The organism is Methylobacterium fujisawaense, assembly GCF_039619325.1.
Taxonomy (GTDB): Bacteria; Pseudomonadota; Alphaproteobacteria; order Rhizobiales; family Beijerinckiaceae; genus Methylobacterium; species Methylobacterium fujisawaense.
On sequence record NZ_CP155000.1, the window covers coordinates 3,071,664 to 3,085,310 of the forward strand.

At 71.9% G+C, this 13,647-nt stretch carries 12 protein-coding genes; 3 read left to right on the top strand and 9 right to left on the bottom strand.

Features of this window, described 5'->3' with window-relative positions; all coding sequences use genetic code 11:
* Positions 1-20: 20 nt before the first annotated feature.
* Genes ABC766_RS14630 through ABC766_RS14640 form a run of 3 tightly spaced genes read right to left on the bottom strand, consistent with a single transcriptional unit; the run spans position 21 to position 2,657 of the window.
* Positions 21-932: a LysR family transcriptional regulator gene (locus tag ABC766_RS14630; protein WP_043354113.1), complete on the bottom strand. Its 912-nt coding sequence runs from the start codon at positions 930-932 to the stop codon at positions 21-23.
* Positions 929-2,170 (bottom strand): amidohydrolase, encoded by a 1,242-nt coding sequence (locus ABC766_RS14635; protein ID WP_345822527.1) that lies wholly within the window; start codon positions 2,168-2,170, stop codon positions 929-931. Before ABC766_RS14635 ends, ABC766_RS14630 begins: the two co-directional genes overlap by 4 nt.
* A gap of 37 nt (positions 2,171-2,207) precedes the next feature.
* Positions 2,208-2,657 (bottom strand): Lrp/AsnC family transcriptional regulator, encoded by a 450-nt coding sequence (locus ABC766_RS14640; RefSeq protein ID WP_043354111.1) that lies wholly within the window; start codon positions 2,655-2,657, stop codon positions 2,208-2,210.
* Positions 2,658-2,805: 148 nt separating this feature from the next.
* Between ABC766_RS14640 and alr the strand changes: the two genes are divergently transcribed.
* The 3 genes from alr to ABC766_RS14655 all read left to right on the top strand — a co-directional run bounded on the left by alr (position 2,806) and on the right by ABC766_RS14655 (position 5,924).
* The gene (alr, locus tag ABC766_RS14645; RefSeq protein WP_345822528.1) at positions 2,806-3,939 is read left to right on the top strand and encodes an alanine racemase; all 1,134 of its coding nucleotides are present in this window, start codon (positions 2,806-2,808) and stop codon (positions 3,937-3,939) included.
* A gap of 8 nt (positions 3,940-3,947) precedes the next feature.
* On the top strand, positions 3,948-5,207 hold the full coding sequence (locus ABC766_RS14650) for a D-amino acid dehydrogenase (RefSeq protein WP_345822529.1): 1,260 nt from the start codon (positions 3,948-3,950) through the stop codon (positions 5,205-5,207).
* Positions 5,208-5,558: 351 nt separating this feature from the next.
* Positions 5,559-5,924, top strand: a complete 366-nt coding sequence (locus ABC766_RS14655; RefSeq protein ID WP_345822530.1) for a hypothetical protein — start codon at positions 5,559-5,561, stop codon at positions 5,922-5,924.
* A 26-nt stretch (positions 5,925-5,950) separates the two neighbouring features.
* Here the strand turns inward: ABC766_RS14655 and ABC766_RS14660 are convergent, their stop codons facing one another.
* The 6 genes from ABC766_RS14660 to ABC766_RS14685 all read right to left on the bottom strand — a co-directional run bounded on the left by ABC766_RS14660 (position 5,951) and on the right by ABC766_RS14685 (position 13,296).
* Positions 5,951-7,042, bottom strand: coding sequence for a protein-glutamate methylesterase/protein-glutamine glutaminase (locus tag ABC766_RS14660; RefSeq protein WP_043354103.1), 1,092 nt, complete (start codon positions 7,040-7,042; stop codon positions 5,951-5,953).
* On the bottom strand, positions 7,039-7,887 hold the full coding sequence (locus ABC766_RS14665) for a CheR family methyltransferase (protein WP_345822531.1): 849 nt from the start codon (positions 7,885-7,887) through the stop codon (positions 7,039-7,041). Before ABC766_RS14665 ends, ABC766_RS14660 begins: the two co-directional genes overlap by 4 nt.
* A 14-nt stretch (positions 7,888-7,901) precedes the next feature.
* Positions 7,902-8,375: a chemotaxis protein CheW gene (locus ABC766_RS14670; RefSeq protein WP_043354099.1), complete on the bottom strand. Its 474-nt coding sequence runs from the start codon at positions 8,373-8,375 to the stop codon at positions 7,902-7,904.
* Positions 8,376-8,488: 113 nt separating this feature from the next.
* Positions 8,489-10,684, bottom strand: a complete 2,196-nt coding sequence (locus ABC766_RS14675; RefSeq protein ID WP_345822532.1) for a methyl-accepting chemotaxis protein — start codon at positions 10,682-10,684, stop codon at positions 8,489-8,491.
* Positions 10,685-10,732: 48 nt separating this feature from the next.
* Complete coding sequence (locus ABC766_RS14680) at positions 10,733-11,218, bottom strand: chemotaxis protein CheW (protein WP_345822533.1); 486 nt, start codon at positions 11,216-11,218, stop codon at positions 10,733-10,735.
* Positions 11,218-13,296: a chemotaxis protein CheA gene (locus ABC766_RS14685; RefSeq protein WP_345822534.1), complete on the bottom strand. Its 2,079-nt coding sequence runs from the start codon at positions 13,294-13,296 to the stop codon at positions 11,218-11,220. The genes ABC766_RS14680 and ABC766_RS14685 overlap by 1 nt, the downstream gene beginning before the upstream one ends.
* Between the last annotated feature and the right edge of the window lie 351 nt (positions 13,297-13,647).

The window sequence follows — 13,647 nt, forward strand, 5'->3', positions numbered from 1 at the left end:
GAAATTCAGCACGGTCCCGGTCAGGCCGGCGGCGGCCGGAACGCCACCATGTGGTCGGCCAGCCAGCCCAGCAGCCGGGCCGCCCCCTCGGGCAGCCGTCGCCCGGCCCGGATGACCAAGTGGGCGCTCGCCTCGGACAGGATGGCGTCGCGCAACGGCACCGCGTCCAGGAGGTCGGCGCGCAATTCGGCCGCGACCACGAAGCGGGGCAGGAAGGCCACCCCCATGGCCGCCATGACGAAGCGGCGGTGCAGTTCGAAGGACGCCGTCTCCAGCCGCGGCACCAGCCGGAACCCGCCATCCGCCTCGACGCGGCCGAGGAGCTGGCGCACCCCGTGGTCGGGCGGCAGCAGGGCGGCCGGCTCGGTGGCGAAGCTGCGCAGGGGAACCGGCGCCGACCCATTGGCGAGGGGGTGACCCTTCGGCAGGACGGCGAGCAAGGGCTGCCGGGCGGAGACGACGCCGCGGACATCCGGATGCGCGGGCGGATTGTAGACGAGGCCGATATCCGCCTCACCCCGCGCGATCGCCGCGAGGATGCCGTCGGTGGTGCCGATCTCGACCTGATAGGCGATGCCCGGATGGTCCTGCGCGAAGCCCGCGAGGGCGTTGTCGAGGAGGTCGATCAGGAAGCCGGCGCCGCAGCGCAGGCTGATCGTCCCCCGCTGCACCCCGCGCAGGCGCTTGAGCTGGTCCTCCAAGAGCGCCGCCTCGTCGGCCTGCCGCTGCGCGTGCTCGGCGACCAGACGGCCGGCCTCGGTGGGGACCACGCCCCGGGGCAGGCGTTCGAGCAGCGTCTCGCCGACCTGCGCCTCCAGCTCGATGATCTGCCGACTGACGGCCGAGGCGGCGACGTTCAGGCCCTCGGCGGCGGCCCGGACCGAGCCCGCGCGCACGACGGCGAGGAGGTAGCGCAGGGCGCGGTCGTTCACGGCGGCGGGCCTCCGGCGGCCGCACCGTGCCGGTCGACCGCGACGGTCCCCCGCGCCACGACGAGCACGGGCGCCTGGCGCTCGACGATCACCTGGGGCACGCTGCCGGCGCGGAAGGCGATCAGGTCGGCCCGGGCCCCCGGCGCCACCACGCCCGGGCCCAGCCCCAGAACCCGCGCCGGGACGGTTGTGACGGGATCGAGCAGCGCGGCGAGCTCTCCGTCGGTGCGGAGATCGAACCGGTAGGCGGCGAGCTGGGCGCGGTCGACCATGCCGGTGACCGTGGCGGGATTCCAGCAGTCGCGGACATTGTCGGTGCCGAAGCAGACCGGGACGCCGAGGTCCCGCAGCCGCGGAATCGGCGGGCACCGGCGCCCGCCCGGCACGCTGCTGAGGATCGCGACGCCGGCCCGGTTCAGGCCTTCCGCGATCCGGCCGAGTTGGAGATCGTCGGCTTCCGCGAGGGCGAAGGCGTGGCTGATCGTGACCCGCCCGCCGAGGCCGGCCGCCGCCGTGCGGGCCGCGATCGCCGCGATCGTGTCGAGGCCGGCTTCGCCGCCGTCGTGAAGGTGGATGTCGATACCGCTTCCGTGACGCTCGGCCAGGGCGAAGACGATGTCCAGGTGACCGTCGCGATCGCCGTCGATGCCGACGGGATCGAGGCCGCCGACGAGATCGGCGCCCATCCGCAGGGCCGCGTCCAGGTCGCCCGCGACCGGCGGGCATCCCAGGATCCCGCTCTGCGGGAAGGCGACGATCTGGATCTGCATCCGGTCGGACCAGCGCGCCCGCAGGTCGAGGATCTGGGCGAGGTGGTCGAGCCGCGTGACATCGTCGATGTCGACATGAGTCCGCAGGCTCGTCGTGCCGCCGCGGAGCATGCGTTCGAGGAGGGCCTCGGCGCCCTGCGCGGCGAGCGGCACCCGCGTGGTCCGGCGGAAGGCCTTCTCGTCCGCGATGATCGCGCGGACGGATCCCTGCGCCCGGTGGGGGCGCCATGCGAGGCCGAGCAGGCACTTGTCGAGGTGGACGTGCCCGTCCGCCAAGCCCGGCAGCACCAGGGCGCCGCCGAGGTTGATCGTGCGTGCAGCGGGGGGCAGCGGCGCGCCGGGATCGTGCAGGACGGCCACGCGGCCGTCCCGGATGTCGATGGTCGCCCGGCGGCCTTCGGCGAGCGTGACATCGCGCAGGCGCAGGTCGCAGGGGACTACCGCGTCAGAACCAGGACTCGACGTCATGCCGGGGCTCCTCTCGCATCCTGATCCGCATCGGCCATCAGAGGGGCCGGCCCGCCGCCACGACGGTCCGGATGGCGAAGCTCGATTGCAGCCGGGCCACGCCGGGGAGACGCGACAGAACATCCTTGTGCAGCCGCTCGTAATCGGCCGCGTCGACCACCTTGAGCTTGACCAGGTAATCGGCCGTCCCGGTCATCAGATAGCAATCCTGCACCTCGGGACAGCGCCGGACGGCCGCCTCGAAGCGGTTGAGGTAATCCTCGGTCTGGCGGTCCAGGGTGAACTGCGTGAGCACCACGAGGCCCGGCGCGTCGGCGCCGCCGCCGATCAGCGCCGTGTAGCCCCGGATGATCCCGGATTCCTCCAGCAGGCGCACGCGGCGGTGGCAGGCGGAGGCGGACAGGCCGATTGCGGCGGCGAGGTCGGCATTGCTGATCCGGCCGTCGACGCGCAGGGCCTGGATGATGCGGCGGTCGATCTCGTCCACGGCGGGTCACGAAGGATCTTCGAAATCGTCGTAGAAAATTGCACGAGCCGCCCATCGTCGCAAGACGCTTCGACACATCGGACGCCTGTTCGACGATCCTCCGTATAGCTTGGCGGCAGCGCATCAGGGAGCCGCCCCGGGGGTCGCCATGAGCAGGATCGATCGCGATCACCGGCCCGATGCCGGTCCCGCAGGCACGGCAGCCGCGCTCCTGACGATCGACCTCGGGGCCATCGCCGACAATTACCGTGCCCTCGCGTTGCAGGCCGGGCCGGCCGTCTGCGCGGCGGTGGTCAAGGCGGACGCCTACGGGCTCGGCGCCGAGCGGGTGGCGCCGGTCCTGGCCGCCGCCGGCTGTCGGCACTTCTTCGTGGCGCAGGTCGGCGAGGGCGTCGCCCTCCGGGCGATCCTCGGCCCCGGCCCCGTGATCGCCGTGCTCAACGGCGCCTCCCCGGGCAGCGAGGCGGCCTGCGCGGCCCACGACCTCGTCCCCGTCCTCAACGACCGGTCGCAGCGCGACGGCTGGCAGGGTCTCGCCCGGCGCCTGGACCGGCGCCTGCCCGCGATCCTCCAGATCGATTCCGGCATGGCCCGGTTCGGCTTCGCGGCCGAAGAGGCCTGCGCGCTCCTCGACGCGCCGGACGCCTTCGCGGGCCTCGACCTGCGGCTGGTGATGAGCCACCTCGCCTGTGCGGGCGAGCCGGACAGCCCCGTCAACGCGGCGCAACGCGCCGTCTTCGAGGTCGTCCGGCGGCGCCTGCCGGCCGTGCCCGCGAGCCTCGCGGCCTCGTCCGGGATCTTCCTCGGGCCGGACTTCCGGTTCGACCTGGTGCGCCCCGGCGCCGCCCTCTACGGGATCGCCCCGCAGGCGGACGCCCCGAATCCGATGCGGCCGGTGATCGGTCTGCGGGCGCGGGTGATGCAGACGCGCAGCGTCCCGGCCGGAACCCCCGTCGGCTACGGGCACGCGGCGAAGGTCGGCCGGGACAGCCGCCTCGCCACCGTGGCGATCGGCTACGCGGACGGGTTCTTCCGAAGCACGGCGGGCGGCGCGGCCTGGTTCGGCGGCACGCGCCTGCCCGTGGTCGGGCGGGTCTCGATGGACAGCCTCGTCCTGGACGTCACCGACCTGGCCCCCGGCACGATCGGGCCGGGGGCGCTCGTCGACATCATCGGGCCGGAGCGCGACGTCGACGCCGTCGCCGCGGCGGCCGACACGATCGGCTACGAGGTCCTGACCAACCTCGGCCACCGCTTCCATCGCGTCTTTCTCGGAGCCTGAGGCCCGCCATGAACGTCCTCATCCTCGGCGGCGGCGTCGTCGGCGTCACCTCGGCCTATTACCTCGCCCGGGCCGGCCATCAGGTCACCGTGCTGGAGCGCCAACCCGGCGCCGGCCTGGAGACCAGCTTCGCCAATGCCGGCCAGGTCTCGCCGGGCTACGCGGCGCCCTGGGCGGCCCCCGGGATCCCCGTGAAGGCGCTCAAGTGGCTGATGATGCGGCACCGCCCCCTGGTGCTCTGGCCGCGCCTGGAGCCCCGCCTCTACGGCTGGCTCACGCGGATGCTCGCCAACTGCACCGAGGAGGCCTACCGGCGGAACAAGGGCCGCATGGTCCGGCTCGCCGAGTACAGCCGCGACGTGCTGCGGGACCTGCGCACCGAGACGGGCATCGCCTACGACCACCGGGAGAAGGGCACGCTGCAGCTCTTCCGGACGCAGAAGCAGCTCGACCATGTCGGCGACGACACCCGCGTCCTCGACGCCTACGGCGTGCCCTACACGGTGCTGGATCCGGCGGGCTGCATCGCCGCGGAGCCCGCGCTCGCGGCGGTGCCGGACGTGTTCGTCGGCGGCCTGCGGCTGCCGGGCGACGAGACCGGCGACGCGCACCTGTTCACGCAGCGCCTCGCCGCGATCTGCGAGGGACTCGGCGTCACCTTCCGCTACGGGACGGCGATCGCGCGCCTGCACCATGCCGGCGACCGGGTGACGGCGGTGGAGACCGCCGACGGTGAGCTCCTGCGGGCGGAGGCCTACGTGGCGGCGCTGGGCAGCTACACGCCGGCCCTGCTGCGCCCCCTCGGGATCGCCCTGCCGGTCTACCCGGTGAAGGGCTATTCCCTGACCCTGCCCATCACCGATACGGCCGCCGCCCCGGTCTCGACGGTGATGGACGAGACCTACAAGGTGGCGATCACCCGGCTCGGCGACCGCATCCGCGTCGGCGGCACCGCCGAACTCGCCGGTTTCAGCAGCGCCCTGCGCCTGCCGCGCCGCGAGACCCTCGCGCGCTCGGTGCAGGACCTGTTCCCCGCGGGCGGCGACCTCTCCCGGGCCGCGTTCTGGACCGGCCTGCGGCCGATGACGCCGGACGGCACGCCGATCGTCGGGGGCACGCGGATCGCGAACCTGTTCACCAACACCGGCCACGGCACCCTCGGCTGGACGATGGCCTGCGGCTCGGGCCGCCTGCTCGCCGACCTCGTGTCCGGCCGGGCCCCGGAGATCGCGAGCGACGATCTGGCGCTCGACCGCTACGCCGCGTGAGCCGGCCGGGCTTTCCGCGCCGCGTGGTGACGGAGGTGCCGGCACGCGGCGCCCTGGGGACGTGGCGCACGGGCACAGCCTCGCCCCGTCCTGCGCCGGGCCGGCCCCGACCCTGCCGGCGCCGAAGCGGCCGCCGCGAGAGGTCGCCGCCAGAGGTCGCCGCGAGAGGTCGCGAAGCCCTGCCACGGGCCTGCCCAATGATTCGGCACTCTTCGCGACACGACTGCAAGTTGATTACATCGCGTTCATGAAGCGCCGATGTCCGACATCACCGGACGACTTCACAACGGCCTGAGCAACCCTTCGCATCCCATCGAGTTTAGGATCTGAACCAACGATCCGGGTGCGCAGATGAGTTTCATCGTCGTACAGGGCAGGGAAGATCAAGAGCAGGCGGATGCCGTACTCAGAGGCGTCGCCGACGGGCTGGCCAGCCTGTTTCCCGTGCCCGATCATCCGCCCGGTGTTCAGGACCTGCTGAATGCCCGGACACAGGAGGCCGGCATCCGCGCAGGCAGCATCGCAACGTCGAGCGGGCGGAGTACGAAGCGCGCGAAAGCGGGTGCGCGCCGCGGCGGGGATATGGGGCCGCCTCCGGCCCGCTCCGTGAAGACGGCTCCCGCCGGGGCGCTGCGCGGATCGCCTCCGCAATACAGCCGCACGCGGGCGCGCCGGGCGAAATCCGAGGCGAAGTCCGAGCGTCGCGACCAGTCCTGAGCCCGAGGCCGGCGGTCACACCGGCCTCAGCGCGGCCCCGCCACGGTCAGGCCGAACCGCCGGATCTCCCCAGGCATCTGCTCGAGCGGCAGGATCTTGGCGGCCGCGCCGCGGTCGATCGCCTCCTTGGGCATCCCGAACACCACGCAACTCGCCTCGTCCTGCGCCACGGTCTGCGCCCCGGCCCGGCGCATCTCCAGCAGGCCGTTGGCGCCGTCGTCGCCCATGCCGGTCATCAGGATGCCCAGCGCGTTCGCGGCCGCCGCCCGGGCGGCCGACCGGAACAGCACATCGACGGATGGGCGATGGCGCGCGACGAGCGGACCGTCCTTCACCGACACCGCGTAGCTGCCGCCCCGGCGCTCGACCATGAGGTGCCGCCCGCCCGGGGCGATCAGGGCCCGGCCCCGCAGCACCGGATCGCCGTCCTCCGCCTCCTTGACGGTGATCGCGCAGAGCCCGTTCAGGCGCTTGGCGAAGGCCGCCGTGAAGTGCTCCGGCATGTGCTGCACGATGACGAGGCCGGGGGACTCGGCGGGCAGCACCTCGAGCACGTCGCGCAGGGCTTCCGTCCCGCCCGTCGATGCACCGATGCAGACGATCCGGTCGGTCTCGACCACGACACGTCCGGGCACGGGCGGCGGCAGGACGACATCGGCCGAGAGCTTCGCTTCGACGAGCTGTCGCGGCGGCCGGCTGCCGCGCAGCTTGGCCCGGGCGGCCGCGCGCACCGCGTCGCAGACCCGCACCGTGGATTCGAGCAGGAACTGGCGGGTGTCGACCCGCGGCTTCGGCAGTACGTCGACGGCGCCCGCCTCCAGCACCTCGAACAGGATCCGGGAACCCGCCTCGGTCAGGGTCGAGCAGACGATCACCGGGAGCGGCTTCTGCGCCATGATCTTGCGCAGGAAGGTCAGGCCGTCCATGCGCGGCATCTCGAGATCGAGGATGATGACGTCCGGGATCTCCTCCTGGATCCGGCGGGCGGCGATGAACGGATCGGCCGCGGTACCCAGGACCGCGATGTCGGGCGCCGTCTCCAGGATGCCGCACAGGGTCTGGCGGACGGAGGCCGAGTCGTCGACGATGAGGACGCGGATCGGTCTCGACGCACTCACCGGCCGGAATCCCTCAGCTTGCTGAAGACGGTCGAGGACATCTGGTCGAGGCCCGCCACGCCGACGCCCGCCATCGATTCGGAATGGCCGACAATCAGGTATCCGCCGGGGCGCAGGTGCCCGGCCAGGCGTGCGACCACGGCCTTCTGGGTCGGCTTGTCGAAGTAGATCAGCACGTTGCGGCAGAAGACGAGATCGACGTCCCGGTCGATCGGGTAGCTTTCGTCCATCAGGTTGAGCCGCTGGAACCGCACCCGGGCGCGCAGCTCGGGCACGATCCGCCCCTCGCGCCGGGCCGGATCGCGCGCGACCATCACGTAGCGCCGCCGCAGGTCCGGCGGCACCGCCTCCAGCATCTCCTCCGGGTAGATCGCCGTCCGGGCGCGTTCGAGCACCTCCGAGGAGATGTCGGTCCCGAGGATGGCGTAGCGGAACCGGTCGGCGGCCATGTCCTGCAGGACCATCGCCAGCGTATAGGCCTCCGCCCCGGTCGAAGCCGCCGCGCTCCAGACCTTGAGCAGCGGCCGGTCGCCCCGCGCCGCCAGCCGCGGGACGATCGTCGTGCGCAGCAGATCGAAATGCGCGGGCTCGCGGAAGAAGTCGGTCTTGTTCGTCGTCACGCAGTCGACGAGGTGCGGGAACTCGTCCGCGAGATGGCCCGCCTCGAACAGGTGGCGGCCATAGGCCTCGAGGGTCGGAAGATCGAGGGCGCGCATGCGCTTGCGCAGCCGGCCCTCGACCATGGTGCGCTTGGCCGGCGGCAGCTGGATGCCGGCATGGTGCTGGACGAGGTCGGCGACCGAGCGGAAATGCCGGTCGCTCAGGTGACCCGGATCGGTCTCCATGGTCCCGGGTCCGCTCAGGCGGCCTGGGGCGACGCGGCGAGCGCGGGCCCGTCGCCGTCCATGAGCGCGACGAGGTCGAACACCACCACGAACGCCTCGCCCCGGCGGCCGATCCCGGCGATGTAGCGCGCGTTCCAGCGGCCGCCGACCTCGGGGGCCGCCTCCATCTCGGTCCCGTCGAGTTCCGTCACCTCGATCACCCGGTCGGCCACGAACCCGACCCGCAGCGCCCGGCCCGGCATCGGCACGTTGAGCAGGATGATCCGCGTCGCCGGCGTGCGCGCCACGGGCGGCAGGCCGAGCTTGGTGCGCAGGTCCACCACCGGGTAGCTCTGCCCGCGCACGTCGATCATGCCGAGCAGGAAGGCCGGCGCCTGCGGCAGGGCCGCCGGGACCCGGTAGTCCAGGATCTCGTGGACGTGCTCGACGTCGATCCCGAAGGTCTCGGCGCCGAGACCGAGGGTCAGGTACTGCCACACACTGGACATGCAGAGTCTCCGGATGGACTGCGACGCGCGCCGACGGCGGGATCCGCGCGGGGACGAGCGCCGCGCGGATCCGGGCCTCGCCCGACAGGTCGGGCGACCTGTCGGGCGAGGTGTCAGGCGACGCGGGTGAAGGCGGCGTCCTGCGCGTCGCCCTCGCCCATGTCGAGGGCGAAGCCCCCGGCCGCGGCCGGGTTGCGCCCCACCGCCCGCTTCGGGCTCGGCGAGCGGATCGCCGCCGAGGGCGCGCCCATCCGCGTCGCGGTCGCGCGCAGCCGCGTCACCGCCTGATCGACACCGGCCAGAGTCCCGACCGGTGCGGCCGCCTCGGTGATGCGGAAGTAGGCGATCGTCGCCTGCAGCTTCTCGGCCTGGGTGGCCAGTTCCTCGGAGGTGGCCGAGACCTGCTCGGAGGCGCTGGCGTTCTGCTGGGTCACCTTGTCGAGCTGCTGGATCGCCTGATTGATCTGGCCCGAGCCGACATCCTGCTCGCGGCAGGCGGCGGTGATCTCCTCCACCAAGCTGGCGGTCTTCTTGATGTCGGGCACGAGCTTGCCGAGCATGTCGCCGGCCTGCTGGGCGGCCTTGACGGTGTCGGACGACAGCGTGCCGATCTCGGCCGCGGCCGCCTGGCTGCGCTCGGCGAGCTTGCGCACCTCGCTGGCCACCACCGCGAAGCCGCGGCCGTGCTCGCCGGCCCTGGCCGCCTCGACGGCGGCGTTGAGGGCCAGCAGGTCGGTCTGGCGGGCGATCTCCTGCACGATGGTGATCTTCTGCGCGATGGTCTGCATGGCCTCGACGGCGCGGCCGACGGCGACGCCGCTGGCCTCCGCGTCCTGGGCCGATTGCCGGGCGATCGTCTCGGTCTGGCTGGCGTTCTCGGCGTTCTGCTTCACGTTGGCTGCCATCTCCTCCATCGAGGCCGAGGCCTCCTCGGTCGAGGCCGCCTGCTCGGTCGAGCCCTGCGACAGCTGCTCGGCCGAGGCCGACAGCTCCTGGGACCCCGCCGACACGTTGCTCGCCGCCGCGCTCGCCTCGGCCACGACGGCGCGCAGCTTCGTCAGCATGGTCTGCAGGGCGATGCCCATCGTGTCCTTGTCGGAGAGCGGCCGGGCCTCGACCCTGAGGTCGCCCTGGGCGATGGCGTTGGCGAGCGCGGCCGTCGCGTTCAGGTTCTCGGTCATGCGGCCCATGGCCCCCACGAGATCGCCGAGCTCGTCGTTGGAGGTGACCTTCGCGGTCTGGCTCAGGTCGCCCATCGCCACCGCGTCGGCGAGGGTCACGGCGCGGCCGAGGCCACGGGAGATCGAGAAGGCGAGCCAGGTGGCGATGCCGAGGCCGAGGAGGAGCGCCGCCGCAACGGTGGCGAGCAGGATCGTCTGGCCCTCGCTCGCATCGGCCTTGGCCCTGCCGACGGCGTCGATCATGCGGCGGTTCTGGAATTCGGCCAGCGCGTCGAAGGCCCGGTTCGCCGCGAGGCTCAGCGTCGCGTATTCGCCGGAGGCGAGGTCGGCGGCCTTGACGGCGGCCCCCGTCTCGATGGTCGCCAGCGCCTTCTGGAACGAGGCCGACCAAGCGGCGTATTTCTGGCGCACCCCCTCGGTCGAGATGCCCTGCGCGGCGCTCGCGCGCAGGAGGTCGTCCATGGCGTGCGCGACCTCATCCCGCACCTGCTTGGCCGCGTTCACCCGCTGCTCCAGCACCTCGAGGGTCGTCGCACCGGTCGCCGATTGAAGCTGTCCCCAGGCCCGCTCCATGCGGATCTGGAAGGCGGCCGCAGACTTGGCCAAGTCGTCACCCGATGTCTCGCCCGAGCGGCCCTTGGCCAAGGTGTCGAGTTCCGAACGGAGCGCCGCCGTCGCCGGCCGACCCGTCGTGTTGATCTCGGCCCAGGTCCTGACGCCGGAATTCTGCTTCGTCAGATCGATGATCTTCCCGGCCAGGGCGCGCTGCTTCTCGTACTTGTCGGACAGGTCATCCAGCAGCCGCTTGCCCTCATCCGCGACGATGTAGCCCTTCGCCTTGGCCAAGCCCGCCACGGCGTCGTTGCGGTTGTCCGCAGCGCGCTTGCTGAACTCCGTCATCTGGGCGTCATCGGTGCTGATCACCGCCGCCCGCACGTTGCTGACGCCATTGATCGCGTGGCCCTTCGCGTCCAGCACGAGGGCCTGCAGCTCGGCGCGGCTGATGACGAACTTCATCGACTCCTCGGAAGACATCAACTTCTGATAGCCGACGCCGCCGGCCGCGGCGGTCAGGAGCAGGACGGCGCCGAAACCGCCTGCGAGCTTGGCCTTGATCGAGAAACGCATCGTACTCACCCCACGCACGCAACACTTGGACAGGACAGCCACAAGACTTCAGTTGAGGATCTGCTCGAGTTCGGGGACGATGATGAATTCATCCCTCGCCTTGACGATCGACCGGATGTATTCAGGGCGCCACGTCGTGCCGACCGGCGGCACCGCCTGGCAGCTCGCCGGATCGATCTCCGTCACCGCGAACACCTTGTCGGCCACCAGCGCGACCACCACCGGATCGCCCCCCACCGCAACCTCCAGCACCAGGAAGCGCGTGTCCGGGCTGTCCGCCGCCGCCGGCATCCCGAAGTGCTCGCGGATGTCGGCCAGGGGGATGACGTTGCCGCGCACGTTCACGATCCGGTCGATATGCGGCCGTGCCCCCGCCACCCGCGTCGCCGGGATCGGATCGATGATCTCGCGCACCATCCCGGCATCCAGCGCGAAGCTCTCCGTACCGATCCGGAACATCACCACCTGCTGGCCGCCCCGCGCCCCCGCCTGCGGTCCGGTTCCGAAAGAACCGCTCGTCACGCCGCCGCTCATCACGCCACCTCCTGATACGCGCGCGCGCCCTCGGCGCCGCCGCCGCTCACGAGCCGGCCGACATCGATGATCAGCGCCGCCGTGCCGTCGCCCAGGATCGTCGCCCCCGAGAACGTCGCCACGTCCGCGTGCAGCTTCGACAGCGACTTGATCACCGTCTGGTGGTTGCCGATGATCTGGTCCGCCACCAGCCCGACCCGGGCCTCGCCCGCCGCGACGATGATCACCTTCTGGTGCAGCTCCGGCTCGCCCGCGGCCCCGAACAGGCTGCGCAGCCGCAGGAACGGCACCAGCGCGCCCCGGATGTTCAGGAAGTCCCGCCCGCGCCCGCCGCGCTCGCCGGCGGGCAGCTCGACGCATTCCTCCACCGCCGCCAGGGGGATGACGTAGCGCCCCTCCCCCACCCGGATCAGCAATCCCTCGATGATCGCCAGCGTCAGCGGCAGGCGCAGGGCGACCGTCGTGCCGCCCCCCGGCTCGGTCGCGATGTCGATCGTGCCGCGCAGGCTCTCGATCGTCTTCTTGACCACGTCCATGCCGACCCCGCGCCCCGACAGGGCCGAGATCTCCTGGGCGGTCGAGAAGCCCGGCGCGAACAGGAACTGGTAGACCTGCTGGTCGGTGAGCACCGCGCCGGGCGCGCACAGGCCCTTCTCCTCGGCCTTGGCGCGGATGCGTGCCGCGTCGAGCCCGGCGCCGTCGTCGCGCACGCTCACCAGCACCTGGGCGCCGACATGCTCGGCGGTCAGCGTGATACGCCCGGTCGCGGCCTTGGCGGCGGCGGCCCGGCGCCCGGGCGCCTCGATGCCGTGGTCGATGGCGTTGCGGATCAGGTGGACGAGCGGGTCGGCCAGCCGCTCGATCACGGTCTTGTCGAGTTCGGTGTCCTCGCCGCCGGTGACGAACTCCACCGGCTTGCCGAGATCGCGCGAGAGATCGTGGATCAGGCGGCGGAAACGGCCGAACAGCGCGCCGATGGCGACCATGCGGATGCTCATCGTGGTGTCGCGCAGCCGCGCCGACAGGCGCTCGATCTCCTCCGCGATGCCCTTGAGGCCGGGATCGGCGCTCAGGCCGGCGAGCTGGCTCAGCCGGGCCTGGGCGATGACCAGTTCGCCGACCCGGTCCATCAGCTCGTCGAGCCGCTCCGCCTCGACCCGCACGCTGCTGGCCGGCCGCTCCTCGGCCCGCCGCGCCGGGCTCCGCTCAGGGGTCGGGGCCGCGGGCGCGATCGCCGGCGGCGCGACGGGTGGGGCTTCGACGGAGGCGATGGCGGCGAGACCCGCCGCCGGAGCCGTGACGGTCGGCGGCGCAAACGGCCCGGGCGCGGCCTCGACCGGTTCGGGTGCGGCGTCCGGCTGCGCCGGCGAGACCGGGACCAGGGTCAGGGTCATCTCGTCCCGCACGAACAGGAAGACATCCTCGATCGCCTCGCGGGTCACGGCCGCGCGCAGCGTGACGTCCCAGCCGATGGCGAGGCTCTCGGGATCGAGGCCCGGCAGTTCGGGCAGCGCGTCGAGGCGCGGCACGATCGTGCAGGCGCCGAGGTCGCGCAGTTCGTCGAGGAGCGCCAGGGGATTGGTACCGTTGCGCAGCACGTCGGGCGCGAAGGCGATGCCGATCTGCCAGCCACCCTCCACCATCGGGATGGGATCGGCGACCGGCTCCGGATGGGGGGCCAACGGCGCGGCGGCGGGGCGGCCGGTGGTGCCGAGGAGCTGCTCGAGTTCGGCCAGGATGGCCTCGCCGATGATGGGCGCGCTGGCCTCGGGCTCCTCGATGAGGCCGCGGATATAGTCCTTGGCCGAGAGCGAGACGTTGACGAGGTCGTGGCCGACCGCAACCTCGCCGCGACGGACGCGGTCGAAGGCGGTCTCGAAGTCGTGGGTGAAGGCGGCGACCTGCTCGAAGCCGAACATGGCGCCCGAGCCCTTGATGGTGTGCAGGGCGCGGAAGGCGGTGTCGATCAGGGCGCGGTCCTCGGGCCTGTCGCCGAGGTCGAGCAGGGTCGTCTCCAGGCAGGCCAGAAGCTCGGCGGCTTCGGCCCGGAAGACGTCGGCGGGATCGAGAGCAGTCATGGGACGGTCGGACCCGCTCACGCTAGATACAGATGCAGAATGAACCGCCCGGCTTCGAGCGAACGCGAAGACTTCGACTTTGTCACCGGGCGAATGTCTTTGAACTCAGGCGTTCGGCTGGATTGCCGAGTCGCGCCGCACCCTCACGGCGACGCGAAACGACGATCATCCGCCGCCCGATTTCGCCGGTTGTATATAATCCGACTAAAAATTTTCGGTTAACGCCGAGGTTTCGATGCCTGACAGACAGTATATCCGCCAATTGCTCAGAGAATTTGATTATCGGATACTGAGATCGCGTGAGCCGTGGATCACAGGATCGCCGTATCCGGCATCCTGCGCCGGTCGGTC

Coding starts and splice junctions, on each gene's coding strand:
- ABC766_RS14685 (WP_345822534.1), bottom strand. CDS start 13,296: ATGACTGCTCTCGATCCCGCCGACGTCTTCCGGGCCGAAGCCGCCGAG.
- ABC766_RS14670 (WP_043354099.1), bottom strand. CDS start 8,375: ATGTCCAGTGTGTGGCAGTACCTGACCCTCGGTCTCGGCGCCGAGACC.
- ABC766_RS14665 (WP_345822531.1), bottom strand. CDS start 7,887: ATGGAGACCGATCCGGGTCACCTGAGCGACCGGCATTTCCGCTCGGTC.
- ABC766_RS14680 (WP_345822533.1), bottom strand. CDS start 11,218: ATGAGCGGCGGCGTGACGAGCGGTTCTTTCGGAACCGGACCGCAGGCG.
- ABC766_RS14675 (WP_345822532.1), bottom strand. CDS start 10,684: ATGCGTTTCTCGATCAAGGCCAAGCTCGCAGGCGGTTTCGGCGCCGTC.
- ABC766_RS14655 (WP_345822530.1), top strand. CDS start 5,559: ATGAGTTTCATCGTCGTACAGGGCAGGGAAGATCAAGAGCAGGCGGAT.
- ABC766_RS14635 (WP_345822527.1), bottom strand. CDS start 2,170: ATGACGTCGAGTCCTGGTTCTGACGCGGTAGTCCCCTGCGACCTGCGC.
- alr (WP_345822528.1), top strand. CDS start 2,806: ATGAGCAGGATCGATCGCGATCACCGGCCCGATGCCGGTCCCGCAGGC.
- ABC766_RS14650 (WP_345822529.1), top strand. CDS start 3,948: ATGAACGTCCTCATCCTCGGCGGCGGCGTCGTCGGCGTCACCTCGGCC.